The sequence below is a fragment of the Gordonia paraffinivorans NBRC 108238 genome (assembly GCF_000344155.1).
In the GTDB taxonomy this organism is placed as follows: domain Bacteria; phylum Actinomycetota; class Actinomycetes; order Mycobacteriales; family Mycobacteriaceae; genus Gordonia; species Gordonia paraffinivorans.
On record NZ_BAOQ01000022.1, the window covers coordinates 76,673 to 101,386 of the forward strand.

General features: G+C 67.3%; 19 protein-coding genes and 1 other RNA gene. 9 read left to right on the forward strand and 11 right to left on the reverse strand.

The window, feature by feature from the left end; translation table 11 throughout:
• Window positions 1-7 precede the first annotated feature (7 nt).
• The 4 genes from GP2_RS11505 (at window position 8) to GP2_RS11520 (ending at window position 6,691) form a co-directional block, all read left to right on the forward strand.
• A complete protein-coding gene (locus GP2_RS11505) occupies window positions 8-1,981 on the forward strand; it encodes a type I restriction-modification system subunit M (protein ID WP_006900685.1) in 1,974 nt (657 codons plus the stop codon).
• Entirely contained in the window at window positions 1,982-3,133 is a 1,152-nt protein-coding gene (locus tag GP2_RS11510; RefSeq protein WP_006900686.1) for a restriction endonuclease subunit S, read from the forward strand.
• A gap of 2 nt (window positions 3,134-3,135) precedes the next feature.
• On the forward strand, window positions 3,136-6,246 hold the full coding sequence (locus GP2_RS11515; RefSeq protein WP_006900687.1) for a type I restriction endonuclease subunit R: 3,111 nt from the start codon (window positions 3,136-3,138) through the stop codon (window positions 6,244-6,246).
• A 259-nt stretch (window positions 6,247-6,505) separates the two neighbouring features.
• Window positions 6,506-6,691, forward strand: a complete 186-nt coding sequence (locus GP2_RS11520; protein ID WP_006900688.1) for a hypothetical protein — start codon at window positions 6,506-6,508, stop codon at window positions 6,689-6,691.
• 29 nt (window positions 6,692-6,720) lie between these two features.
• Here the strand turns inward: GP2_RS11520 and GP2_RS11525 are convergent, their stop codons facing one another.
• Genes GP2_RS11525 through glnA form a run of 4 tightly spaced genes read right to left on the reverse strand, consistent with a single transcriptional unit; the run spans window position 6,721 to window position 12,729 of the window.
• Window positions 6,721-7,344, reverse strand: a complete 624-nt coding sequence (locus GP2_RS11525) for a biliverdin-producing heme oxygenase (RefSeq protein WP_006900689.1) — start codon at window positions 7,342-7,344, stop codon at window positions 6,721-6,723.
• On the reverse strand, window positions 7,341-8,291 hold the full coding sequence (locus tag GP2_RS11530) for an endonuclease/exonuclease/phosphatase family protein (RefSeq protein WP_040526836.1): 951 nt from the start codon (window positions 8,289-8,291) through the stop codon (window positions 7,341-7,343). The genes GP2_RS11525 and GP2_RS11530 overlap by 4 nt, the downstream gene beginning before the upstream one ends.
• A gap of 39 nt (window positions 8,292-8,330) precedes the next feature.
• Complete coding sequence (locus GP2_RS11535; RefSeq protein WP_006900691.1) at window positions 8,331-11,342, reverse strand: bifunctional [glutamine synthetase] adenylyltransferase/[glutamine synthetase]-adenylyl-L-tyrosine phosphorylase; 3,012 nt, start codon at window positions 11,340-11,342, stop codon at window positions 8,331-8,333.
• Window positions 11,343-11,388: 46 nt separating this feature from the next.
• On the reverse strand, window positions 11,389-12,729 hold the full coding sequence (gene glnA / locus GP2_RS11540) for a type I glutamate--ammonia ligase (RefSeq protein WP_040526837.1): 1,341 nt from the start codon (window positions 12,727-12,729) through the stop codon (window positions 11,389-11,391).
• A gap of 314 nt (window positions 12,730-13,043) precedes the next feature.
• Between glnA and panB the strand changes: the two genes are divergently transcribed.
• The 3 genes from panB (at window position 13,044) to GP2_RS11555 (ending at window position 16,529) form a co-directional block, all read left to right on the forward strand.
• Entirely contained in the window at window positions 13,044-13,898 is an 855-nt protein-coding gene (gene panB / locus GP2_RS11545; protein WP_006900693.1) for a 3-methyl-2-oxobutanoate hydroxymethyltransferase, read from the forward strand.
• Window positions 13,899-13,974: 76 nt separating this feature from the next.
• Window positions 13,975-14,943: a prolyl aminopeptidase gene (pip, locus tag GP2_RS11550; RefSeq protein WP_006900694.1), complete on the forward strand. Its 969-nt coding sequence runs from the start codon at window positions 13,975-13,977 to the stop codon at window positions 14,941-14,943.
• Between the two features lie 92 nt (window positions 14,944-15,035).
• Window positions 15,036-16,529, forward strand: a complete 1,494-nt coding sequence (locus GP2_RS11555) for a CYTH and CHAD domain-containing protein (protein WP_006900695.1) — start codon at window positions 15,036-15,038, stop codon at window positions 16,527-16,529.
• Between the two features lie 114 nt (window positions 16,530-16,643).
• Here GP2_RS11555 and GP2_RS11560 read toward each other — a convergent pair whose 3' ends face one another.
• The 6 genes from GP2_RS11560 to cobC all read right to left on the reverse strand — a co-directional run bounded on the left by GP2_RS11560 (window position 16,644) and on the right by cobC (window position 22,364).
• Complete coding sequence (locus GP2_RS11560; protein ID WP_006900696.1) at window positions 16,644-18,062, reverse strand: RNB domain-containing ribonuclease; 1,419 nt, start codon at window positions 18,060-18,062, stop codon at window positions 16,644-16,646.
• 83 nt (window positions 18,063-18,145) lie between these two features.
• Window positions 18,146-18,563: RNase P RNA component class A (gene rnpB, locus GP2_RS20940), an RNA gene on the reverse strand.
• 46 nt (window positions 18,564-18,609) lie between these two features.
• Window positions 18,610-19,305 (reverse strand): histidine phosphatase family protein, encoded by a 696-nt coding sequence (locus GP2_RS11565; RefSeq protein WP_006900697.1) that lies wholly within the window; start codon window positions 19,303-19,305, stop codon window positions 18,610-18,612.
• A 3-nt stretch (window positions 19,306-19,308) separates the two neighbouring features.
• Window positions 19,309-20,046 carry a zinc ribbon domain-containing protein gene (locus GP2_RS11570; RefSeq protein ID WP_006900698.1) on the reverse strand — a complete coding sequence of 246 codons (738 nt, stop codon included), beginning with the start codon at window positions 20,044-20,046 and terminating at the stop codon, window positions 19,309-19,311.
• A gap of 94 nt (window positions 20,047-20,140) precedes the next feature.
• Entirely contained in the window at window positions 20,141-21,274 is a 1,134-nt protein-coding gene (locus tag GP2_RS11575) for a Nif3-like dinuclear metal center hexameric protein (RefSeq protein WP_006900699.1), read from the reverse strand.
• Window positions 21,258-22,364, reverse strand: a complete 1,107-nt coding sequence (gene cobC, locus GP2_RS11580; protein WP_006900700.1) for an Rv2231c family histidinol phosphate aminotransferase CobC — start codon at window positions 22,362-22,364, stop codon at window positions 21,258-21,260. The genes GP2_RS11575 and cobC overlap by 17 nt, the downstream gene beginning before the upstream one ends.
• 30 nt (window positions 22,365-22,394) lie before the next feature.
• Between cobC and GP2_RS11585 the strand changes: the two genes are divergently transcribed.
• Both GP2_RS11585 and GP2_RS11590 read left to right on the forward strand, forming a co-directional pair.
• On the forward strand, window positions 22,395-23,081 hold the full coding sequence (locus tag GP2_RS11585; RefSeq protein WP_006900701.1) for an HAD hydrolase-like protein: 687 nt from the start codon (window positions 22,395-22,397) through the stop codon (window positions 23,079-23,081).
• A gap of 51 nt (window positions 23,082-23,132) precedes the next feature.
• Complete coding sequence (locus GP2_RS11590) at window positions 23,133-23,612, forward strand: low molecular weight protein-tyrosine-phosphatase (protein ID WP_006900702.1); 480 nt, start codon at window positions 23,133-23,135, stop codon at window positions 23,610-23,612.
• Window positions 23,613-23,697: 85 nt separating this feature from the next.
• Here GP2_RS11590 and GP2_RS11595 read toward each other — a convergent pair whose 3' ends face one another.
• The gene (locus GP2_RS11595; protein ID WP_006900703.1) at window positions 23,698-24,702 is read right to left on the reverse strand and encodes a zinc-binding metallopeptidase family protein; all 1,005 of its coding nucleotides are present in this window, start codon (window positions 24,700-24,702) and stop codon (window positions 23,698-23,700) included.
• Between the last annotated feature and the right edge of the window lie 12 nt (window positions 24,703-24,714).

Below are 24,714 nucleotides of genomic sequence, written 5' to 3' on the forward strand. Positions count from 1 at the left end.
CCAAGTAATGGCCACCGTCAATGCCGCTTTCATCTGGTCGATCGCCAACAAGCTGCGCGGCCCGTACCAGCCCAATCAGTACGGCGATGTGATCCTTCCATTCACCATCCTGCGACGCCTGGACGCAATCCTCGCGCCGACGAAGGACAAAGTACTGACGGAGCACAAGAAGCTGCTGAAGAGCGGGGTCGACCCGTTTGTGGTCCTGCGCGCCAAGTTCGGTCTGCCGTTCTTCAACACTTCCGTCTGGGATTTCGGCAAGCTCGCCGCCGACCCCACGAACCTCGCCGACAATCTCCTCGACTACCTCGAGGGGTTCTCGCCCAATGTGCGCGACGTCTTCGACGGCTACAAGCTCCCCGAGCTCATCGCCGACCTGGACAAGAAAGATCGTTTGTTCCTGATTGTCAAGGACTTCGCGAACGTCGACCTACACCCTGATCGGGTATCCGGACACGATATGGGCTACATCTTCGAAGAGCTCATCCGGAAGTTCGCCGAATCCAACAACGCACAGGCAGGTGACCACTTCACCCCACGTGAGGTCATCTCCTTGATGGTTGACCTGCTGTACGCCGACAAAGACCTCGAGCTCACCACCCCCGGCATCGTGCGCACCATTTACGACCCCGCAGCCGGCACCGGTGGCATGCTCTCGGTCGCCTACGACCATCTGGTTCAGATGAACCCCGACGCCAAACCGGTGCTGTACGGCCAGGAGATCAACCCTCGCTCGTACGCCATGTGCAAGTCGGACATGATCATCAAGGGCCAGCGCGTGGACAACATCTACGAGGGCGACACCCTCGTAGATGACGGCTTCTCCGGCGAACACTTCGACTTCCTGCTCTCCAACCCGCCGTTCGGTGTGGAGTGGAAGGCACAGCAGAAGCAGGTCACCGACGAGCACCAGCAGCGGGGATTCGCGGGACGATTCGGCCCCGGACTGCCCCGTGTATCCGACGGCTCTCTCCTGTTCCTTCTACATCTCATCAAGAAGATGCGGCCTGTCCAGAAGCCCGGCGACAAGGGCTCACGCCTGGCGATCGTCCTCAACGGCTCGCCACTGTTCACCGGTGGCGCCGGCTCGGGTGAGTCCAACATCCGCAAGTGGATCATCGAGAACGACCTGCTGGACGCGATCATCGCTCTACCGACCGACATGTTCTACAACACAGGCATCGCCACCTACATCTGGATTCTGGACAACGCCAAGACCGCCGAACGCAAGGGCAAGGTTCAGCTCATCAACGCCGTGGACATGTACGGCAAGATGCGCAAGTCCCTCGGTTCCAAACGGAAGGAATTGCGGCCAGAGGACATAAACACGATCTGCGAGCTCTACGACGCGTTCCGGAACGATGACGGTGAAGACGAGCCGGCCCTGTCGAAGGTGTTCGACAACTCTGATTTCGGATATCGCACCATCACGGTCGAACGGCCCCTCCAGCTGCGCTTCCACGTCACCGAGGACACTGCTGACCTCGTTCTCGCCGCCAAGGCGATTACCAAGCTCCCCCAGCACGACCAAGACGCCGTTCGTGACGCCCTCAACTCGATGGTGGGCCGCTCATGGACCAACCGTGACGCCTTCGTCACCGAGCTGAAGGCCGCCCTCAAGACTGCCGGCATGGCCAAGGTGGGCGCACCGGTGGTCAAAGGCATCTGGACCGCCATCGGCGTTCACGACCCGGAAGCGGACATCGTCACCACCAAGGGCAAGCCCGAACCCGACCCCTCGCTCCGCGACACCGAGAACGTGCCTCTGTCCGAGGACGTCGAAGAATACTTCGCCCGCGAGGTCCTCCCCCACGTTCCAGACGCCTGGATCGACCACGACAAGACCAAGATCGGCTACGAAATACCCTTCACTCGGCACTTCTATCGCTACACCCCACCCCGGCCGCTCGAAGAGATTCAGAGAGATCTCCGAAAGCTCGTCACTGAAATCCAGACCATGCTGACAGAGGTGGGGGCCTAGATGCACCCAACGCGACAGCTTCGACGACTCGCTCGAATCAAGAATGGCTCCGACCACAGTCGGGTGCAAGATGACAACGGCGCATACCCCGTCTACGGATCAGGGGGAGAATTTGCCCGAGCTTGCCAGCCACTCCACTCCGGACCTTCCGTGCTTCTCGGACGGAAAGGGACGATTGACCGCCCAATCCTAGTGAACGGAGAATTCTGGACGGTCGACACGATGTTCTGCGTACAACCATATCCGAACGTAAGCGCGCGATTCTTATACTACGCTTGCACAACAATCCCTTTTAGCCAACTCTCCACCAATACTGCACTCCCGAGCATGACACAGGGCGACCTTAAAGAGGTGCGGTTGCCCGCTCCGGATTTCGGAACCCAGAACCTGATCGCCGACTTCCTCGACCGCGAGACCGCCAAAATCGATGCGCTGATCAGCAAGCAGGAGCAGCTCATCGCAACCCTGCGCGAGGAGTCGGATAGGCTATGGGCGCAAGATGTTGTGCAGCTGAGCGAGTCGTTCCCGACGGTGCAGCTTCGACGAGTGATCGAGTCGATCGCTGACGGCCCTTTCGGCTCGTCACTGACTTCGTCTCACTACTCCCCTGAAGGCGCACGAGTCGTCCGATTGGGAAATATCGGCATTAACGAATTCAGAGACAACGACCATGCATATATTCCACTCGACTACGCTCGCACGCTTGCGACACACGAAGTAACCGAGGGTGATGTTGTCGTCGCCGGCCTGGGTGACGAAAAGATGCCCCTTGGGCGAGCTGCGGTAGTTCCAGACATTGGTCCAGCCATTGTCAAAGCAGATTGTTACCGAATACGAACGCGCGCAGATCGATTGCGGCCCGACTACTTGGCCTGGTTCTTGTCCGCTCCACCGACCCGCAGCCAGATCGCACTTCTTGCACGCGGGGCCACCCGCTCACGGCTGAACACCTCGGTCGTTAAGAACGTTAAAATCCCCACCCCCCCTCTGACTACGCAGGAATCGGTAGTTCTCAAGTCCCGTGACCATTTGTCGCGAATCACAATCTTGGTTTCAGAAGCCGAGAAACTGAGCGAAACGCTCCACGAGTACCGCTCTGCCCTGATCACGAACGCCGTGACAGGCAAGATCGATGTCAGGGAGACTGCGTAGCCATGGCCCAGCACCACGAGTCTGCCTTCGAGACCGAGATCTGCGAACACCTGGCGGCGAATGGTTGGGAGTACTCGCCGAATGATGCCGGGTACGACCGCGATCTCGCTCTGTTTCCTGAGGACGTGTTCTGGTGGTTGCAGCACACGCAGCCGAAGGAGTGGGAAAAGAGGGTCAAGCCTTCGGAGCCGCCCGCAGCGCAGGAGAAGGCGAAAGCCTCGCTCCTGCAGCGACTTGCCAAGACGCTCTCGGGGAATCTCAAGGCCGACGGTGGCACGCTCGCGGTCCTCCGTCGCGGCTTCAGCGACTTCAACGCGAACTTCGCAATGTGTCAGTTCAAGCCCAACTCCGGACTGAACGCCACCACCGCTGCGAAGTACCAGGCTGTCCGCCTGCGTGTGATGCGGCAGGTCCACTACTCGAAGTCGAATCCGAGGAAGGCCATCGATCTGGTCTTCTTCGTCAACGGCATCCCCGTCGCCACCGCGGAACTCAAGACCGACTTCACGCAGTCGGTCGAGCTCGCGATCGCCCAGTACAAGAAGGACCGCTTACCCAAGGGCGAGCCGCTGCTCGGGTTCGCCACCCGCGCCCTGGTGCACTTTGCTGTCTCAGACAAAGAAGTACACATGACCACCCGGCTTGCCGGGAAGGACACGGTGTTCCTGCCGTTCAACCGCGGCAACGGTCACCACGCCGGCAACCCTCCGATTCCGAACGGGTCTCCCACTTCCTATCTGTGGGAGACAATTCTTCAGCGCGACACCTGGCTGGAGATCCTCGACCGGTTCATGCATCTGGAGATCACCGAGAAGCGTGATCCGGACAGCGGCAGAACGATCCGCAAAGAGACTCTCCTGTTCCCGCGCTACCACCAGTGGGACGTCGTCACCAAGCTGGTCGATGCCGCACGCACCGAAGGCCCGGGACACAAGTATCTGATCCAGCATTCGGCAGGGTCCGGGAAGACCAACTCGATCTCCTGGCTCGCCCAGCGTCTGGCGTCGTTGTACGACGACAACGACGAAAAGGTGTTCTCTTCCGTCATCGTGGTCACCGACCGGACCGTGCTCGACGCTCAGCTGCAGGAAGCGATCCACCAGATCAACCGCACCACCGGCGTGGTGGCCCACATCGACGGACTGTCCGGGCCGAAGTCCGCTGAGTTGGCAGACGCCCTGGAATCGGGCACCCACATCATCATCGTCACCATCCAGACCTTCCCGTTCGCCCTCGACGTCATCTCTGACCGCGCTTCACTCAAGGGCCGGAGTTTCGCGATCATCGCCGACGAGGCCCACTCCTCCCAGACCGGCGGGGCGTCGAACAAGCTCAAGCAGGTCCTGTCCCAAGCCGAGCTCGACGTTGTCGCCGAGGGCGGCACGGTCTCAGCCGAAGATCTCCTCGCTGCCGAGACCAAGGCCCGCGCCGAAGCCGAGAACATTTCCTTCTTCGCCTTCACCGCCACCCCCAAGGCCACCACGCTCGAACTCTTCGGACGGCCCGACCCCGACGGCACTCCACGGCCGTTCCACCTGTACTCGATGCAGCAGGCGATCGAAGAAGGCTTCATCCTCGACGTGCTGCGCAACTACACCCCGTACAAGACCGCCTTCCGGCTGTCCCACGGCGGCAAGACCTACGCCACCAGCGACACCGACGACGGCACCGTGGCCGTCACCTCAGACGGGGGCGACGAGGACCTCGTCGATCGGACCGCCGCGGTGAAATCTGTGATGAACTGGGTCAAGCTGCACCCCACGAACATCTCCCAGAAGGTGCAGATCATCGTGGAGCACTTCCGCCGGAATGTCGCCTGGCGGCTCAACGGCCAAGCAAAGGCCATGGTGGTCACCAGCTCTCGCAAGGCAGCCGTACGGTACAAACTCGCCTTCGACAAGTACATCAGCGAACACGGATACACCGACATTGCCGCCCTGGTCGCGTTCTCCGGAGAAGTCACCGATCCGGAAACCGGGACCACCGAGCCGTTCAGCGAGACCAACATGAACCCCGGGCTCAAGGGCCGTGACCTGCGGGACGCGTTCGCCACCGACGACTACCAGGTCATGATCGTGGCCAACAAGTTCCAGACGGGTTTCGACCAGCCCAAACTCGTGGCGATGTACGTCGACAAACGCCTCGCTGGTGTCCAAGCGGTGCAGACCCTGTCCCGCCTCAACCGGACGTTCCCTCCGCTGAAGGACCAGACCTTCGTCCTGGACTTCGCCAATGAGGCAACCGATATCGTCGACGCGTTCTCTCCTTACTACGAGGCCACCACGCTGTCCGACATCAGCGATCCCAATATCGTCCACGACACCGAACGCAAACTCTCCGTTGCCGGGATCTACGAGGAGAGCGAGGTCGACGGATTCGCCAAAGCCTACGTTGCCAAGGAAGGCCATAACGCCCTGGTCAGCTGGATCCAACCGGCTGCGGACAGGTTCAGCGCACGGTTGCGCGACGCTCTGAAGGCTTCCGATTCGGTCGAGGTCGACGAGCTGCAGATGTTTCGCAAGGACGCGCGAACCTATGTACGTCAGTACGAGTTTCTATCCCAGCTCTTCGACTACGAGAACCCATGGCTGGAAAAGCTCGCCCTCTACCTCAAGATGCTGATTCCCCAGCTCGACAGAGGGGAGACGGAAGCTCCGATCGACTTGTCCGCGGTCACGATCGACTACATCGGACACCACGCACAGGCCACACAGAACGGCGTCATCTCAACGGGCACACCGCTCGAACCTGCGCGAGAGGCAGGCACAGGGACCGTCCGTGACCCCGAGTTGGTCTCCCTCGACGAGGTGATCTCCCGCATCAACGACTTGTTCTCGGGCGATCATCCCGAGTCGTCGGTCCGAAACGTCGTCACCCACATCAAGGACCGCCTGCAGGAAAACGAAGATCTTCAAAAGCAGGCGAAGCACAACAGCTTGGCCCAGTTCTCCGCCAGCCCGGACATCGACATCGCATTCGTCGATGCCGTCATCGGGACCATGGATTCCTCCTCAGACCTGTCAACACAGATCCTCAACAATCCCGACCTCGCGAAGAGGCTTCGCGACGAACTCTTGCCCGGCATCTACCGGACCCTCACGCAGGCCAGCTGAGTCGAGCAAATTGCCGGCGACTCAGAAGTCAGCGTGGTGATGGTGTGTTTCGTGAGCGGGCGGCACAGTCCCTGGTCCGCATCCTGCCCGTACATCCGAGTTGGTGGCTGCCACTGCCGGGCTGCACCTTGCGGTGCCTTTGACCCAGTGTTTCTTCGCTCAGATCAGCGAGGACTCGATTGTAAAAACCTTGTGATCTGTTCCACAGAATGGACTTCTTACCCTGCCGGTACACACAGATCACCCGTAATTTGGGCACATGACCAGAGACGTTTATGTGGAAGACCTTGTGCCGGGTGATCGCATCCGCCTCGACGGCACTCCCCGCGTGGTCCGCACCACGAGCCGGCTCGACGACGATCGCCTGCGCATCGAGCTGGTGAAGGGTCACGACGACCTACAAGAGGTCATCCTCGACCGCACCGCGAAGCTTCAGGTCAACTAGGAGTACGGATCTCGACGGCTCGTCGCGGCTCAGGCCGCGCGAGCACCGTCGAGGTCGCCGAAGACCGCCTGGTTGTGCGCGAACGCCGCGAGCGCCTCGTCCACGAGCCGGTCCACGGCGTCGGCGTCGAGCGGCAATGCGTCGAGCCGGGCGCGGTAGTCGTCCTTGTACCGCTTGAGCTTGTCGATGCCCTCGAAGCTGTAGAAGGTCAGGCCGGAATCGTACACGCCGTAGTGCTCGCGCATGCGGTGGGCGACGACCTGGCCGCCGCTGAGGTCTCCCAGGTACCGGGTGTAGTGGTGCGCCACATACCGAGCCGGGTCGGTACGCGTCGCCTGGATCGCCTCCACGTACCGCTCGACGGCGGGCAGCGGCGTCACGGTCGACGGGTCGACGCCGAACGAGGCGAGATCGGCGCCGAGGCTCGGCAGACGACGCAACTTGTCGTCGATGACGGCACCGGCCACCGGGTCGTCGGCGAGCGCGTCACCGACCTCCTCGAGCGCCTCGTAGATGAAGTAGAGCTGAGCGGCGAGCCGCTCGTATTCGCCGCGATCGAGCCGGCCGGACATCAGGTCCTCGATGAAGGGGGAATGTTCGGCCTGGCGGTGTGCTTCGGCAGTGGCTTCGCGGAGACGCTCGGAAATGCTCATGATGCAACAAGTGATACCACCAGGGCCCGATGATCGGAACCCGGGAGGTGATGCGTATCCATCGACGTGGTCACAAATCCGCGCACGATGATCCTGTCGATCGCCACCAGCGGATGGTTGCCGATCTGCTTGTCGGTGGGATAGGTGGGCAGATAACCCGCTCCGGCGAGGTCCGTGCCGTCGGCGAGGCCGTTGGTGAGCAGTTTGCGGTACGTCGCATGATTCCACGTCGAGTTGAAGTCGCCGATCGCCAGCACCCTCCCCTGCAGCAGCGCCGCGAGATGACCGGCGAGAACCCCCATGTCGTGGAACCAATGGTCCTTGTTGCTCCACAACGGGGCCGCCGGGTGCATCGCGAAGACCTGCGTGCCCGGGGCACCCGGAAGATCGGTGCGCGCCTGCAGATTCCGCAGAGCCGTGTCCGGAACCACCGACGTGTCGGTCAGCGGTTCCTTGCTGAACAAGGCGGTCCCGGTGGCATAGGCCGCCGGCTCGGCGAACTCGTGGGGCAGTTGCCGAGGGATCGTTCCGTTCCGAATCCGTTGCAGCGCTTGTGGAGTGACCTCCTGCAGGGAGACCAGATCGGCATCGGCGGAGGCGACGATCTGCTCGAGCGCGTCGATGTCCGCGCCGCCGAACAGAAGGTTCGCCGACACCACGCGGAACCGCTCACCGTCGGGCGCATCCGCCGGGACCAGGAGCGGGACCTGGGTGTAGACCAGCGCCGCAGACGCCAGGAACGCGACCGCGAGCATGACCCACCGCCGCAGGCCGGCGAAGATGACGATCGCGGTCAACGCCGGGATCAACGCGAACTGCACCCCGCTGGTGAGATACAGCGCCACGTTGCCGCGGGACGGATAGAAGTGCAGCCAGATCGCCAGCAGCACACCGGCCGTCATGGCCAGGCCGACGATGTACGTCGACACCCACAGAAGTCTCTTCATCCGCCCCCAACGGTTCACGCGCTCGCGATTGCGGGCACGTCAGGCCCCGAAGACCTTCTGCACCACGGCTTTTGCGCGCCGGGTGACGCGCAGGTAGTTCTCCAGGAACTCCGTGGCCTGATCCTGCGGCCACCCCGCCGCATAGGCGACCTGGCGCAGCAGCTTGCCCGGGCCGGGCAGTTGGTCGACGGGCTTGCCCCGGACCAGGACGAGCGCGTTACGCGCCTTGGTCACGGTGATCCACGCGTCCTTCAGCAGCGCGACGTCGTTCTCGCTCAACAGCTCCGCTGCGCCGATGGCGTCGAGTGATTCGAGCGTCGAGGTGTTGTGCAGGCTGCGGTACCGGTGCGCGTAGCGCAGCTGCAGCAGCTGCACGGTCCATTCGATGTCGGCGAGGCCACCGCGACCCAGCTTGGTATGGGTCGCGGGATCGGCGCCGCGCGGGAGCCGCTCGGCGTCGACACGCGCCTTGATGCGCCGGATCTCCCTGACCGCGTCGTTGCTGACGCCGCCGGCCGGATAGCGCACGTGGTCGATCATGTGCAGGAAGTCGATGCCGAGCGCCTCGTCGCCGGCAACCTGGTGGGCGCGCAGCAGCGCCTGCACCTCCCACGGCTGCGCCCACTGCGCGTAGTACGCGGCGTAGGACGCGAGGGTCCGCACCACCGGGCCGTTGCGCCCCTCGGGCCGCAGGCCGGTGTCGACCTCCAGCGGCGGGTCGGCGCTGGGGCTTCCCAGGGCACTGCGGACCGTCTCGGCGATGCCCTGCGCCCATCGGACCGCCGCGGACTCGTCGACGTCGTGGTCGGGCTGGCAGACGAACAGCACGTCGGCGTCCGACCCGTACCCGAGTTCTCCGCCGCCGAGGCGTCCCATGCCGATGACCGCGATGCGGGCCGGGGCCGGCTTGCCACGCTCGCGTTCGGAGATGTTGATCGCGACGGTCAGTGCCGCGTTGAGGACCGCCGCCCACACGCTCGACAGCGCCTTGCACACCTCGCGGACGTCCATCAGGCCCAGCACGTCTGCCGAGGCGATCCGGACCAGTTCTGCCCGTCGGTGCGAACGCGCAACGGCGACAGCGCGTTTCATGTCCTCCTGGCGAACCGTCGAGGCGATGAGCCCCTTCGCCACATCCTCCGGCCGCACCTCGCACAGCTTCGGCCCGTCCGGACCGTCGGAGTACTGGTGGATGACCTCGGGCGACCGCATCAGCATGTTCGCGATGTACTCCGAGGTGCCGAGCACCCTCATGAGCCGTTCGGCCACGACGCCGTCGTCGCGCAGCAGGCGCAGGAACCAGTCCTTGTCCTCGAGCGCCTCGCAGAGCCGGCGGTAGTTGAGCAGGCCCGCGTCGGGATCCGGTGTGTCGCCGATATGTTCGAGCAGCTGCGGCAGGATGAGCAGCTGGATCTGCCCGCGACGGCCGGGCGCGTTGGACAGCGCGCGGATGTGGCTGAGGGCGCGGTCGGGCATCGCATAGCCGAGTGCGGCCAGCCGCCGTTCGGCCGATTCGTCGCTCAGCGTCAGCTCGTCGGCCTTGAAGCGGGTGACCGCCTCGAGCAGGGGACGGTAGAAGAGCTTCTGGTGCAGGCGCCGCACCCGGAGGGTGTTGTGCTTGATCTGCTCGCGCAGCACGCCGGTCGCATCGAGGTCGCCCTCGCGGCGGATGTGGGCGGCGCGGGCGAGCCAGCGCAGCGCCTCGGTGTCGTCGAGCGGTGGCAGCAGGTGCGTGCGCTTCATCTTCTGCATCTGCAGGCGATGCTCGAGCAGCCGCAGGAACTGGTACGACGCGGACAGGTTGGCGCCGTCGTCACGCCCGACGTACCCGCCGGCGGTGAGCGCCGCGAGCGCGTCGACGGTGGCCATCACGCGCAGGCTCTCGTCGACGCGGCCGTGGACCATCTGGAGCAGCTGGACCGCGAACTCGACGTCGCGCAGGCTTCCCGCCCCCAGTTTGAGGTTGCGGTCCCGCTCGGACGCGGGCACCAGCGATTCGACGCGCCGGCGCATCTTCTGGACCTCGGGCACGAAGTCGGGGCGCTCGGCGGCCTTCCACACCATGGGCTTGACCGCGTCGATGTACTGGTTGGCCAGCTCCATGTCGCCGGTCATCGCACGGGCCTTGAGCAGCGCCTGGAACTCCCAGGTCTTGGCCCACCGCTCGTAGTAGGCGACGTGCGATTCCAGCGTCCGGGTCAACGCCCCGGACTTGCCCTCGGGACGCAGCGCCGCGTCGACCTCGAAGAAGGCCAGCGAACCGACCCGCATCATCTCCCCCGCGATCCGCGCGGAGGTCCCGTCGGCCGGGTCGCTGACGAAGATGACGTCGACGTCGCTGACGTAGTTCAGTTCCCGCGCACCGCATTTGCCCATCGCGATCACGGCGATCCGCACCGGGATCGGGTCATCGCCGCACACCTCCCGGAACGCCACCGCGAGCGCCGCGGTGAGCGCTGCGTCGGCGAGGTCGGCAAGATAACCGCCCACCTCGGGCAGGTACAGGACCGGCTCGTCCTCGACGGTGGAGGCCACGTCGTGGGCGGCGAGCCGCATGATCAGGTTGCGGTACGCCAGTCGCATCGCGACGACGGCCTTGGGCCCGGAGATCTTCGCCCGGTAGACCCGGTTGCCCTTCTCGACCTCGCCCGGCTCGGGTTCGGCGCCGACCGACTCGAGCATGAGGCGGTCCACCTCGGCGCGATCGGGCAGGGTGTCCTCGAGCAGCAGCCGCCACGTCGCGGACTCGGCGACGAGGTGGTCGGCGAGTGCGTCCGACGATCCGATCAGACCGAAGAGACGGCCGCGGAACGAGCGGTTCGAGCGCAGTTCCGAGTCGATCTCGGCCCACTCCTCGCCCACCTCGGCCCGCAGGCGGACGAGGGTGCGGAGGGCGAGATCGGCATCGGGAGAGCGCGACAGCGCCCACAGGACGTCGACGGACTCGGGGGTGTTCCAGCCGAGCTCGGCCAGACTCTGCGGCGCGCCTTTGTCGAGCAGTCCCAGCCGGCCTGCGCTGGGGATCGCACTGCGTCCCGATCGTGTTGTCACAGACTCAAAATAGCGACTGAACGAGCGGCGACGTCATGGCGGTCCCCTACAGCGGCAGGTAGTTCTGCAGCTCGTACGGCGTGACGCGGCCGCGGTAGTCGGTCCACTCCGCCCACTTGTTGCGCAGGAAGTAGTCGAACACGTGCTCGCCGAGGGCCTCGGCGACCAGCTCGGAGCTCTCCATCACGGTCAGCGCGTCGGCGAGGCTGTCGGGCAGCTCCTGGTAACCCATCGCCCGGCGCTCGGCCGGGGTGAGCGCCCAGACGTCGTCCTCGGCCTCGTCGGGGAGCTCGTAGTCCTCCTGGATGCCCTTGAGGCCCGCGGCCAGCAGGACGGCGAAGGTCAGGTACGGGTTGCACGCCGAGTCGGGGCTGCGCACCTCGATGCGGCGCGACGACGCCTTGTTCGGCGTGTACAGCGGCAGCCGGACGAGAGCCGACCGGTTGGCGCGCCCCCAGGTCGCGGCCGTCGGGGCCTCCCCGCCGTGGATGAGGCGCTTGTAGCTGTTCACCCACTGGTTGGTGACCGCGCTGATCTCCGACGCGTGGTGCAGGATGCCGGCGATGAACTTCTTGCCGGTCACCGACAGCTGCATCGGGTCGTCGGGGTTGTGGAAGGCGTTGATGTCGCCCTCGAACAGGCTCATGTGCGTGTGCATCGCCGAGCCCGGGTGATCGCTGAAGGGCTTGGGCATGAACGTGGCCCAGACGCCCTCGTTGATGGCCACCTCCTTGATGAGGTAGCGGAAGGTCATCACGTTGTCGGCCATCGACAGGGCGTCGGCGTAGCGCAGGTCGATCTCCTGCTGGCCCGGCGCACCCTCGTGGTGGGAGAACTCCACCGAGATGCCCATCGACTCCAGCGCGTCGATCGCGTGGCGGCGGAAGTTCGGCGCGGCGTCGTGGACGGCCTGGTCGAAATATCCGCCGGTGTCGGCCGGGGTCGGGACCGAGCCGTCGAGCGGCGCGTTCTTGAGGAGGAAGAACTCGATCTCCGGGTGGACGTAGCAGCTGAAGCCGAGGTCGGCCGCCTTGTTCAGCTGGCGGCGCAGCACGTGCCGGGAGTCGGCCCAGCTCGGCGTGCCGTCGGGCATCGCGATGTCGCAGAACATGCGGGCCGAGTGATGACGGCCGGCAGAGGTGGTCCAGGGCAGGATCTGGAAGGTCGACGGATCGGGCTTGGCGACCGTGTCGGCCTCGGAGACGCGGGAGAAGCCCTCGATCGCGGAGCCGTCGAACCCGATGCCCTCGCTGAAGGCACCTTCGAGCTCGGCGGGGGCGATCGCCACGGACTTCAAGTAGCCGAGGACGTCGGTGAACCACAGCCGGACAAAGCGGATGTCGCGCTCTTCGAGGGTCCGGAGCACGAATTCCTTTTGGCGATCCATGGACGCCGACATTAGAAGTCGGCTGTTAAATCTGTGTTACACACACGAGTCCAACTCCGTGTCCTGCACGTTTGCCGACGGTGTCCCAGAGTTTGAGACGGCGCAACAGTGCTTCTGGGAAGGCCGCGAACAGCGATGATGCCGCATGATCGTCGAAGCTCCCGCGCCCGGTGCGCGAAGACGACCGCCGCCGGTGTGACCAATCGCATATCACTCACCCGGTTACAGGGCAAACCGCCGGTGACACAATGACGATTGTCCGTGTTCAACCCGGGTACCCGCCACGCGGGACTCGAGGCAGAAAAGAGACGACGATGTCCGAAAACTCGGTCTATGGCGCTGCCGCCACCACGACTTCCGCCGACGCCCCCAAGCGTCGCAAGACCCGCGTCCACCACCTGGCCCAGATGAAGGCCGAGGGCGAGAAGTGGTCGATGCTCACCGCCTACGACTACTCCACCGCCCGGATCTTCGACGAGGCCGGCATCCCCGTGCTCCTCGTCGGCGACTCCGCCGCCAACGTGGTCCTCGGCTACGACACCACCATCCCGGTGACCGTCGAGGAGATGATCCCGCTCATCCGCGCCGTCGTGCGCGGCGCCCCGAACGCCCTCGTCGTCGCCGACATGCCCTTCGGCAGCTACGAGGCCGGCCCGCAGCACGCGCTCGAGAACGCCGTGAAGATCTTCAAGGAGACCGGCGCGCACGCGGTCAAGCTCGAGGGCGGCGAGCGGGTGGCCCCGCAGATCGCGGCCCTGACCGCCGCCGGCATCCCGGTGATGGCGCACATCGGCTTCACCCCGCAGAGCGTCAACGGCCTCGGCGGCTTCCGCGTGCAGGGCCGCGGCGACGGCGCCGACCAGCTCATCGCCGACGCCATCGCCGTGCAGGAGGCCGGCGCCTTCAGCGTCGTGATGGAGATGGTCCCCGCCGAGCTCGCCGGCCAGATCACCCGCAAGCTCACCATCCCGACCGTCGGCATCGGCGCCGGCAACGAGACCGACGCCCAGGTCCTCGTCTGGCAGGACATGGCCGGCTTCACCCACGGCAAGACCGCGAAGTTCGTCAAGCGCTTCGCCGACGTGGGCGGCGAACTGCGTTCGGCGGCCGAGCAGTACGCCGACGAGGTCCGGCGCGGCGTCTTCCCCGGACCCGAGCACAGCTACTGATCCGCAATCGGTAGAAGTCGTGGACGCCATGCGCCCACGACTTCTACGGATTCGGCATAGCGCCTAGGCTCGATCCATGCGTGACTTCTATCCGGAGATCGAGCCCTACGAGTCCGGTCACCTCGACGTGGGTGACGGCCAGCAGATCTACTGGGAGACCTCCGGCAATCCCGAGGGCAAGCCCGTGGTGTTCGTCCACGGCGGCCCCGGCGGCGGCACATCGGGACTGCAGCGGCGCTTCTTCGATCCCGCGAGGTACCGGATCGTGCTGTTCGACCAGCGCGGCTGCGGCAGGTCGCGTCCGCACATCGCCGACGGCGCCGACCTGTCGGTCAACACCACGCAACACCTCATCACCGACATGGAGCGCCTGCGAACCCACCTCGGGATCGACCGCTGGCAGGTGTTCGGCGGCTCCTGGGGGTCGACGCTGGGCCTCGCGTACGCGCAGGCCCATCCCGATCGCGTCACCGAACTCGTGCTGCGCGGCATCTTCCTGCTGCGGCGCAGCGAGATCGACTGGTACTACAACGGCGGCGCCGCCCACATCTTCCCGGACGTGTGGGAGTCATATCTCGCACCGATCCCGGCCGACGAGCGCGACGGCGACCTCGTCGCCGCCTACCACCGGCTGCTCACCTCCGACGATCAGGACGTGGCCCGTGCCGCGGCCCGCGCCTGGACCGGGTGGGAACAGGCCACCAGCTACCTGCTCCCCCGCCCCGACGAGTCGGCGCCGTCCGACCCGGAGGAGGCCGCGCGCTTCGATCTGGCCTTCGCGAGCATCGAGAACCACTACTTCGTCAACCACGGCTTCCTCGACGACGGCCAGCTGCTGCGCGACATCGACCGGATCGCCCACATTCCGGGTGTGATCGTCCAGGGCCGATACGACGTCGTGTGCCCGATGCGCAGCGCCTGGGATCTGCACCGCGCCTGGCCGAGCGCCGGGCTGCACATCGTCGACGACGCCGGCCACGCGTCCTTCGAGCCCGGCATCCGCCACCACCTCATCGAGGCGACCGACCGCTTCGCGGACCGCTGACCGACAGACCGGTCCGCCGAACGGGCGGGCCGACGGCACGGCGTCACTAGACTCGACATCAGCTGCAGCAACGTCGGTGTCAGGAGGACTCAGTGGCCGCATCCGAGCAGGTCGAGGTGGAGCTCAAGTTCGACGTGGATCCCGGTCACACGGCTCCCGACCTCCGTGCGCTGCCCGGGGTGGTGTCGGCGACCGAGCCGGAGACGTTCGAGCTCGACGCCACGTACTTCGACACCGAGAACCTCGACCTCGCCGGCAACCGGATCACCCTGCGGCGCCGCACCGGCGGCACCGACGCCGGCTGGCATCTCAAGCGCCCCAGCGACACTCCCGGTGCGCGCCGTGAACTCACGGTGGGCTTCGACGAGGCGCCCGCCGACGGCGACGTCCCCGAGCCGCTGCTGACGCCGGTCCTCGCGCACATCCGCACCCGCAGCCTCCGGCCGGTGGCGGTGATCTCGACGACGCGCACCGTGACCCGGCTGCTCGGCGTCGACGACGAGCCCCTCGCCGAACTGGCCGAGGACCTGGTCACCGCCCAGTCGCTGCTGCCCGGCGGGCACTCCCACCAGTGGGCCGAGTGGGAGTTCGAGCTCCTCTCCGGCGGCAACGGCAAGCTGCTGAAGGCGGCGGAGAAGACCTTGCGGGCCGCCGGCGCGCGTCCGGCGTCGAGCGCGTCGAAGCTCGCCCGCGCGATCGGTTCGACGCCGACGGTCCACGAGCCGCGACTGTCCAAGCGTCCCACCGCACTCGAGTTGGTCGTCACCGACATCGCCCTGCACCGCAACAGCCTGATCGCCTACGACCCCCTGGTCCGCGAGGACGCCGAGGACGCCGTCCACCAGATGCGCGTGGCGTGCCGACGGCTTCGATCGGTGCTGTCCGGCTTCCCCACGGTGCTCGACGCCGAGCGCACCGAGCACATCAACAGTGAGCTGAAGTTGCTGGCCCGGATCCTCGGCGAGGCACGGGATTCCGAGGTGCAGCTCGAACTCGACAAGTCGCTGCTCGCCGGCGAGAACGCATCGCCGGAACTGCGTGCCGCACTGGCGGGCGCCGAGACCCGCACCCATGACCGTGCGATCCGCCAGGCGCACAAGGCGATGGCATCGGATCGCTACTTCGCACTGCTCGACGCCGTGGACAACCTCATCGCCTCTCCCCCGCCCGGTCCCGACGCCGACCTCGCGGCCACCGACGTCGTCGACAAGGCGATCGCCCGGAGCCGCAGGCACATCCGGAAGGCCCAGGCGCGGCTGGCCACCCTGACCGAGGGTTCCGACGAGTGGAGCGAGCAGCTGCACACGATCCGCAAGCGCGCCAAGCGGTTGCGGTACAGCATCGATGCGGCCGCTCCCCTGAACAAGAGGCGCTACCGCGAGATCGGCGAGATCGCCAAGAAGATCCAGTCCGCGCTCGGCGATTTCAACGACATCCGCATCAACCGCGCGCATCTCCGGTCCATCGTCGACGCCGGCGAACTCGGCGCCGAGGACATGTTCATCGTCGGCCGCCTCGACGCCCGGCTCGAGGCCGACGCCCAGCGCGCCGTCGCCGAATACCGAAAAGCCGCGAAGAAGCTCTGAGGCGCCATCGCGATTCCCGCGATGGTGTGTCCTTCCCGCCGATGAGATCGACCAGAGCGGAAGGAGACTCCCTCATTGGGAACGATGCGGTGCCGGCCGACGAGTCGAAGCCCGTCACACCGGCCGGAACGCCACCGTGCGCGTGACCTCGTCGGCGGTCGCCAGTTCCACCTGCAACCGGTCGCCGGCCCTCAGCTCGCCCTCACACCCCGCGATCACCGGCGGGTCGGCGATGAAGATCTGGGCCGGCTTGCGTTCGGTCGCGGCCGACATGACCACGGCGTCGAACCGCTGCCCAACCCGATCGCCGAGGATGACGGCCTCGGCGAGGTCGATACTCGCGCGTTCGGCGGTCGCGCTCAGCGAGTCGGCCGACCGCAGGATCTTCGGCAGCGTCGGCAGGGCCCGCCGGACCCACTCGGGGACCTCCTGTCCCGACGTGACCGCCAGGCACACCTCGGTGGCGAAGCGATCCCCGAGGCGGCGTAGCGGCGCGGTCACGTGCGCGTAGAGGCCCGCGATGGCGGCGTGCTGCTTCTTGTCGTGCGGGATGGCGCGAGCCTCGTCGGTGCCGTCGAGCGCGAGGTAGTTGGCGCCGCGCATGAGGCCGCCGGCGGCCGACTGGAGCGCGAGAGTGCTCGGCCGATCGCTCGGCAGACCCGCCAGGAAATGGCCGACGGAAAGCCCGTCCGGCCAGTCGACACCGAGCGCGACCGCCGCGGCGCGCAGCTCCTCGACGCGCTCCGGTTCGGCCGGGGGCAGCGTACGCAGCAGGCCGATTCCCGCCTCCGCCATGATCGTGCCCGCGCAGATCCCGGTCAGCAGCGACAGTTGCGAGTTCCACACCTCCGCCGGGGTGTGTGGCTCCAGCTCCAGGTGCCACCCGCCGTCGGCGTGCGACACCTGCTGATCGGGCAGGTCGAGTTCGACGGCCCCGCGGTCGAGCGCGACCTGCCGGCGCAGTTCGCCGAAGGCGGGCAGCGCCTCGATCGACGGGTGCAGCCGTCCTGCCTCGGCGTCGGCGCTGACCCCGGCGTAGTCGAGACGTGCGACCGACCGGATGCGTGACCGTCGCACCCGAACATCGCTCACCGCGCCGTCGGCGCCCACCCGGATCGTCCACAGCACACACGGCCGGACCTGCTCGGGCAGAAGCGAACCCGCGTCCTCGGACAGTTCGCGCGGGTGCAGCGGCACGGAACCGTCCGGGAAGTAGACCGTGGATCCGCGGCGCCGGCTCTCCTGGTCGAGCGCACCGTCGGGGATGACGAGCGCGGCGACGTCGGCGATGGCGTAGTCGATGACGAACCCGTCCCCGTCGCGCGCGATGTGCACCGCCTGGTCGAGGTCGCGGGACGTCGGCGGGTCGATGGTGACGAAGGGGACGCCGGTGTGGTCCTCGCGGGCGTCGGCGAAGCGGTCGACGGCGGTGCGGGCCTCGTGCAGCGCGTCGGCGCCGTACTCCTCGTTCACCCCGAGTTGGTCGCGGATGCCGGCGAAGTCGATGTCGGGTGCGTAGAGGATACGGGCCACGGGTCCGACACTAGCGCGCCCGCACAGGCAGGGGTCGGTCCGGCGCGGGTGGCGCATGACGACCGCAGAACACTGCTCGGAGGCGAACGAGCCGGCACGTAAGCCGGATCCTGTACCCGCGCGACCTCTCGGTCGTCGCGGGCGGCGACCATCCATCTGGGCACACCGTCGCCGGGTACCTCGAGCGGCCCACCCGCGGGCTGGGGCGAGCAGCCCTCGTGACGCCCGCGCACACGCACCGCGAGGTGCGTGCTTCGGCCTTGCTCCGGGTGGGGTTTACCTAGCCGACGCGGTCACCCGCGCCGCTGGTGCGCTCTTACCGCACCGTTTCACCCTTACCGGCCTCGCGGCCGGCGGTCTGTTCTCTGTGGCACTGTCCCGCGGGTCACCCCGGGTTGCCGTTAGCAACCACCCTGCTCTGTGGAGTCCGGACTTTCCTCGATGCGCGGCGTGACGGCATGTGCCGCCCGTTCCGCCCACCGCGGCCGCCCGGCCGACTCGTTCGCGTCCTCAGGATACGGCAGACGGCCGGCGGCTCGTGCGCGGCTCAGCGCCAGTGCTGCGCGTCGTTGACGAGTCTCACCACGGACCCGCCGTCGGGGAAGAACTCGGCGATGGAGACCGAGGCGAGATCGAGGTGGAGCCGGAACAGCAGTTCCGGTCCGACGCCCAGCGCCTCGCGCAGCATCAGCTTGATCGGGGTCACGTGCGAGACGAGCACGACCGTCTGCCCCGGATAGCGTTGCAGCAGATCCGCTTTCGTCTCCGCCACACGCTCGGCGACCTGCGCGAAGCTCTCCCCGCCGGGCGCCGGCACCGTGATGTCGGACAGCCACCGGCGATGGACGTCGGGATGCCTCTCGGCGGCCTCGGTGAAGGTCAGGCCCTCCCACTCGCCGAAGTCGTTCTCGATGAGCCCGGCGTGTTCGACGACGTCGACGCCGGTCAGCGCCGCGACCTCCTCGGCCGTCGCGCGCGCCCGGCTCAGCGGCGAGGTGACGATCGCGGAGATGCCGTCCTCGCGGGCCACCCGCTGCGCCGCCGCACGCGCCTGGCGCAGACCTTCCTCGGTCAGCTCCGGGTTGCCGCGCCCGGAGTAGCGCCGCTCCACCGAGAGCGGGGTCTGGCCGTGACGGAGCAGGATGAACCTCGTCGGCGCGCTGCGCTGCCCCTGCCAGCTGGGTGCCTTACCGCTCGGGGTCGCCGCGTCGGCGTTGCCCTTCTCCGCGCTGTTCGCGGTCAAGGCTCAGATCCCGGATTCGGCGGTGCGCACCAGGATCGCGCCGCACTCCTCGCACCGGATGACCTCGTCGGACAACGCCGCGCTGATCTGCGCGATGGTGCCGCGGTCGAGCTCCATCCGGCACGCGCCACAGCGACGAGCGCGCAGGAGTCCGGCCCCGATTCGGCCGTTGGCGCGCTGCTTCTCGTAGATCGCCAGTAGGTCCGGGTCGATCTCGGCGGCCTGGCCCTCGCGACGTTCCCGGACGTGCGCCAGATCCTCGTCGATGGTCGCGAGGGACTTCTCGCGGCTCTCGTTCAGCGCGGCGAGCTTCTCCTCGAGGTGCGCGATGGTCGCCGACGCGCGGTTGCGCTCGGCCTCCACGGCCTCCTGCTGCTCCATGAGCGACAGCATCTCGTCCTCGAGGAGCGCCTTGCGGCGTCCGAGGCTGTTGAGCTCGTGCTGCAGCTCCGTCAGGGCCTTGGGGGCCAGACCGCCCGAGGCGAGGAGCTTGGCGTCCTTGGCCTCGCGATCGGTCATGCCCTTGACCTCCGACTCGATGCGGCGGTACTCGCGCCCGAGGTCCTCGGCGGAGATCTCCGCGCGCACCAGGTCGTCGCGGGCGGCGTCGATCGACTTGCCGATCTCGGCGATCTCGGCGTCCTCGGGAAGGTTCTTGCGGCGATGCTCGAGTCGGTTGATCTCGGCATCGGAGTCCGCGAGATCGAGCAGCAGTCGCTGCACACCGGCGTCGACTTTCATTGCGGCCTCCTGTCTCTGAAGTCCCCTAACCGTACGCGGGTGGTCACCGCGTCCCGGCGGGCGGGTTTGTTGTCTTCTCGGCTGCGCTCCCGCATCACCCGAGGCTGTGGACGACGAACGGATCGGTCGGTTCGCCGAAGACCTGGACCTCCACGCCGAGCTCGTCGGCGAGCAGTTGCGCGACCTGCGCGCACCACGGGAACTCGGTCGCCCAGTGTCCGGCGTCGACGAGGGCGGGACCGCCCACGCGCAGGCTCTCGTCGACGGGATGGTGGCGCAGATCGCCGGTCAGGTAGACGTCGACGCCGAGGCCCCGCACACGCCCGAGGAGCGAGTCGCCGGCACCGCCGCACACCGCGACCGTGCGGACGAGCGCGTCGGGATCGCCGGCGGCGCGCACGCCCCACGGGGTGCGCAGCACCCGCGCGGCCTTCGCGGTGAAGTCGCGCAGCGTCATCGGCTCGGCGAGTGTGCCGACGCGGCCCAGCCCGAGGTCGCTGTCGAGATCGGCGAGTTCGAGGACGTCGAACGCCGGCTCCTCGTAGGGGTGCGCGTGGCGCAGCGCCTGCAGGACCTTCGCGCGGATGGACCGGTCGGCGACCATCTCGATCCGCGCCTCGTCGACGTGGGTGCGCATCCCGATGTCGCCGATCGCCGGCGACGCGTTCTCCTGCGGCTCGAACTGCCCGGTGCCCACCACCGACCACATGCAGTCGCGGTAGTCCCCGACCTCGCCCGCACCGGCGGCGAACATCGCCTCGCTGACCTGCTCGACATTGCCCTCCGGCACCATGACGACCCACTTGTCGATCGGCGCAAGCGATTTCGGCTCGATGGGCACGGTGTCGATCACGCCGAGGAGGTCGGCGAGCGCGTCGGAGACGCCGGGGCGGGCGCGGTCGGCGTTGGTGTGGGCGGAGAGCAGCGCGATGCCGTTGCGGATCAATCGGTGCACGATGCGTCCCTTGGCGGTGTCGGCGGCCACCGTGGTGACGCCGCGCATCAGCAGCGGGTGATGGGCGACGATCATGTCGGCCCGGCCGGCGATCGCCGCGTCGACCACCGCATCGGTGACGTCGACGCAGGTGAGCACGCGCTCCACCCGCTCCTGGCGGTCGCCGCAGACGAGGCCGACGGCGTCCCAGGACTCGGCGAGCGCCGGCGGATACGCGCGTTCGACGACGTCGGCCACCAGGCCGACGGTCACGAGCTCAAGCGAGTGACCCATTCCCCATCTCCTCCGTTACCTGTCCGATCGCTGCGGTCAGCGCGCGAACCTGTTCTGCGGGACGCACAGCCAACCGTAGGTGACCGTCGCCGAGTCCCACGAAGTTCGCGCAACCGCGCACCGCGAAGCCGTGTTCGACGAGCCTCCGCTTGACCTCCGTCGCCCGCGGGACCTCGACGAGGACGAACGGCGCGGCGGGTGTCGCCGCCACGCGCAGTCCGACGCGGGCGAGCTCGTCGAGCATCAGCGCCCGCTCGGCGGCGACCGTCTGCGCCTGCGCCGCGCAGTATGCGTGCCCCTGCTCCCCCAGGCACGCGGTCAGCGCGGCCAGCGCCGGCGTCGACAGCGCCCAGGGTCGTCGTCCCGCCGACAGTCGCCCCAGCACGTCGGGTGCGGCGAGCAGATACCCGGCCCGCAATCCGGCCAGGCCGAACGTCTTTGTCACGCTTCGGATCACGATCAGGTCCGGCCAGTCGCACGAGGCGAGCGACTCCGGCTCCGGACGGCCGTCGGCGCCGAGTGTCAGGTCGGCGAACGCCTCGTCGACGACGATGAGGCGGCCGGGCCGGCGCAGCGCCTCGATCGCCGCGCGCGGATGCAGCACCGACGTCGGGTTGGTGGGGTTGCCCAGGACGACGAGGTCGGCGTCGTCCGGCACGCCGTCGCCCGTCCCGGCGCCGAGCGACCACGGCGCGGCCAGCGTCACCTGCGTGATCGGCACTCCCGCGGCACGCAGCGAGATCTCCGGTTCGGTGAACGACGGCTGGATCAGGGCCGCATGCCGGACCCCGAGGCGGGGCAGCATCTCGAATCCGTCCGCGGCGCCGGACAGCAGCAGCACGTGTTCGGCGGGACGGCCGTGGGAGGCCGCGATCGCCTCGATCGCGCGCTGTTCGTCGGCGACCGACGGATAGCGCGACAGATCCCCGATCCCGGCCCGCACCGCGTCGAGGACGAAGGCGGGCGGCGTGCCGCGGACGTTCACCGCGAAGTCGATCAGACCGGGTATCGCGTCCCGATCGCCGTGCCGGTCCGGGGCCTGCAGGTCGGACGCCCCGAACGCCGGCTCCGCGCCACACCCAACTGTCATGACCATCGACCTTACGTGCACCATGGACGGGTGCTGACGCCGCCGGATCCCCGCCATCCCGACACCGTTCTGCTGCTCGACCTCGACGGCACCATCACCGACAGCTTCGCCGGTATCGCCAACAGCTTCCGGCATGCGCTCGCCGCGGTCGGCGCCCCCGAACCGGACCCGGAGGTCGTCGCCGGCGTCGTCGGACCGCCGATGATCGACACGCTCGACGCCCTGGGCCTCGCCCCGGAGGTCGCCGAGGAGGCGATGCGCGCCTACCGCGCGCGCTACACCGAGGTGGGCTGGCTGGAGAACTCGGTGTTCGACGGGATGGACGCCGTCCTGGCCGATCTCTCGGCCGCCGGCCGGACCATGGCGGTCGCGACGTCGAAGAACCAGACCACGGCGCGCCGCATCCTGGACCATTTCGGACTCGCCGGCCACTTCGAGTACATCGCCGGGGCCAGCGACGACAACACCCGGCGGCACAAGTCCGACGTGATCGCCCACGCAGTTTCTGAACTGGGCATCCCGGTCGATCCGGACACCGGTCACGTCACCTCGCCGGTCGTGATGATCGGCGACCGGAGCCACGACGTGCACGGTGCGGGGGCCTTCGGCATCCCGGCGATCCTGGTCGGATGGGGCTACGCTCTGCACGGGGAGGAACGCGACGCCGCCTGGTCGGTGGCGTCCACCGCCGAATTGCGCGACATCCTGGGCGTGTGAGGCACGACCGGGACCACACCCGACGCGTCGGCATGGCGATCTGAGGTAGCAGTGGCTGAACAACTACACGTGTGTTTCGTGTGCACCGGCAACATCTGCCGGTCGCCGATGGCGCAGAACATCTTCCGGGCGGCACTCGACGACGCCGGGCTCGGCGGAAAGGTGCGCGTGACGAGTTGCGGCGTCGCCGCGTATCACGTCGGCGAACCCGCCGACAACCGGGCGCGAACAGAACTGGTGGCGGGCGGATACTCCGACGCGCACGTGGCCGCGGTGCTCGGACCCGAGCATTTCGACGCCGACCTGTTCGTCGCGGCGGACTCCGGGCACGTCCGCGAACTCGTCCGCAAGCGACTCGGCGACCGCACGCGCCTCTTGCGGTCCTTCGATCCGACGGTCTCCGAGGACGAGCTGGATCTGCTCGACCCCTACTACGGCGGAGTGGACGACTTCGTCGCCACGCGCGAGCAGATCGAGAGCGCCGTTCCCGGCCTGCTGGCCTGGGTCCGCGAGCAGCTCGGCATCGACTGAACCCGGCCTCCGACGGCCCCGGCCTCCCACGACCTCGGCACCCGCCGGCCCGGACGATGGGTGCCGCGGGCTCGACCGGTCCTGGTCAGTCGATGGGTGCGACCAGGTTGTGCACAAACCGGATCTTGTCGAGAACCGGCTGCGGCAGCACGAACGGGTAGAGGTCCTGGTGCCCCATCGACCGGTTGATCTGGTTCAGCGCCCACGTCAGCGGCAGCCACTCGCCGATGATGCGGTCGAAGCCCACGTCCCCCGGCGGGACGCTGTCGTAGGTCGTGCCGGACGGGGCCATGGCGAACGCCGCCGCGGTGTCGAGGGTGTCGCGGATGTGCAGGTAGTGGGCGAACGTCTCGGCGAAGTCCTCGGCCGGGTGCATCGTGGCGTAGGACGAGACGTAGTTCTGACGCCAGCCCGCGGGCGCGCCCTCGTTGTAGTGCCGGTCGTGCGCGGCCTGGTAGTCGTCGTCGGGGTTGCCGAAGAGCTCCTCGAAGGCCGGCCGCCGCTCGTCGGTGATGAGGACGAGCTGGTAGTAGTGACCGATCTCGTGGCGGAAGTGCCCTAGGACCGTGCGGTACGGCTCGTCGAGGTCGACGCGCAGCTGCTCCCGATGCACGTCGTCACCCTCGGCGAGGTCGAGGGTGATCACGCCGTTGGCGTGCCCGGTGATGACGTTGTCCTCCGCGCTCGAGAGCAGGTCGAAGGCGAGACCGGTCTGCGGGTTGTCCTCCCGGCTCTCGATGGGCAGGCCGAGTTCGTCGAGTTCGAGCACCAGTCGCCGCTTGGCCGATTCGGCCTGCCCGAACGCGGCCAGTGCCTCGGTGTCGTCGTCGGCGGGACGGGTCCGGGTGAGCCGGCACGATTCGCACAGTTCCGGGTGGCCGGTCCACTTCACCAGCCAATTGCACTGGGCCACCTTGTTGTTGGTGCACCGCTCCAGCAGCACGCCGTCGACCTCGGCGCGCCCCTGGTCGTCGAGGACGTGGATGGAGCGTGACTCCAGCCAGAATCCCAGCGCGCTGTCGCAGTTCAGACACAGGCTGTTCTCGAAAGAGAGGCGCTGGCCACAGTTCAGGCAGACGAAGTCTCGCATTTCAGCCACCGT

Excerpts from the sequence above, each read along its gene's own strand:
- GP2_RS11505 (WP_006900685.1), top strand. The coding sequence starts at position 8 with ATGGCCACCGTCAATGCCGCTTTCATCTGGTCGATCGCCAACAAGCTG.
- GP2_RS11510 (WP_006900686.1), top strand. The coding sequence starts at position 1,982 with ATGCACCCAACGCGACAGCTTCGACGACTCGCTCGAATCAAGAATGGC.
- GP2_RS11515 (WP_006900687.1), top strand. The coding sequence starts at position 3,136 with ATGGCCCAGCACCACGAGTCTGCCTTCGAGACCGAGATCTGCGAACAC.
- GP2_RS11520 (WP_006900688.1), top strand. The coding sequence starts at position 6,506 with ATGACCAGAGACGTTTATGTGGAAGACCTTGTGCCGGGTGATCGCATC.
- GP2_RS11525 (WP_006900689.1), bottom strand. The coding sequence starts at position 7,344 with ATGAGCATTTCCGAGCGTCTCCGCGAAGCCACTGCCGAAGCACACCGC.
- GP2_RS11530 (WP_040526836.1), bottom strand. The coding sequence starts at position 8,291 with ATGAAGAGACTTCTGTGGGTGTCGACGTACATCGTCGGCCTGGCCATG.
- glnA (WP_040526837.1), bottom strand. The coding sequence starts at position 12,729 with ATGGATCGCCAAAAGGAATTCGTGCTCCGGACCCTCGAAGAGCGCGAC.
- panB (WP_006900693.1), top strand. The coding sequence starts at position 13,044 with ATGTCCGAAAACTCGGTCTATGGCGCTGCCGCCACCACGACTTCCGCC.
- pip (WP_006900694.1), top strand. The coding sequence starts at position 13,975 with ATGCGTGACTTCTATCCGGAGATCGAGCCCTACGAGTCCGGTCACCTC.
- GP2_RS11570 (WP_006900698.1), bottom strand. The coding sequence starts at position 20,046 with ATGAAAGTCGACGCCGGTGTGCAGCGACTGCTGCTCGATCTCGCGGAC.
- GP2_RS11575 (WP_006900699.1), bottom strand. The coding sequence starts at position 21,274 with ATGGGTCACTCGCTTGAGCTCGTGACCGTCGGCCTGGTGGCCGACGTC.
- cobC (WP_006900700.1), bottom strand. The coding sequence starts at position 22,364 with ATGACAGTTGGGTGTGGCGCGGAGCCGGCGTTCGGGGCGTCCGACCTG.
- GP2_RS11595 (WP_006900703.1), bottom strand. The coding sequence starts at position 24,702 with ATGCGAGACTTCGTCTGCCTGAACTGTGGCCAGCGCCTCTCTTTCGAG.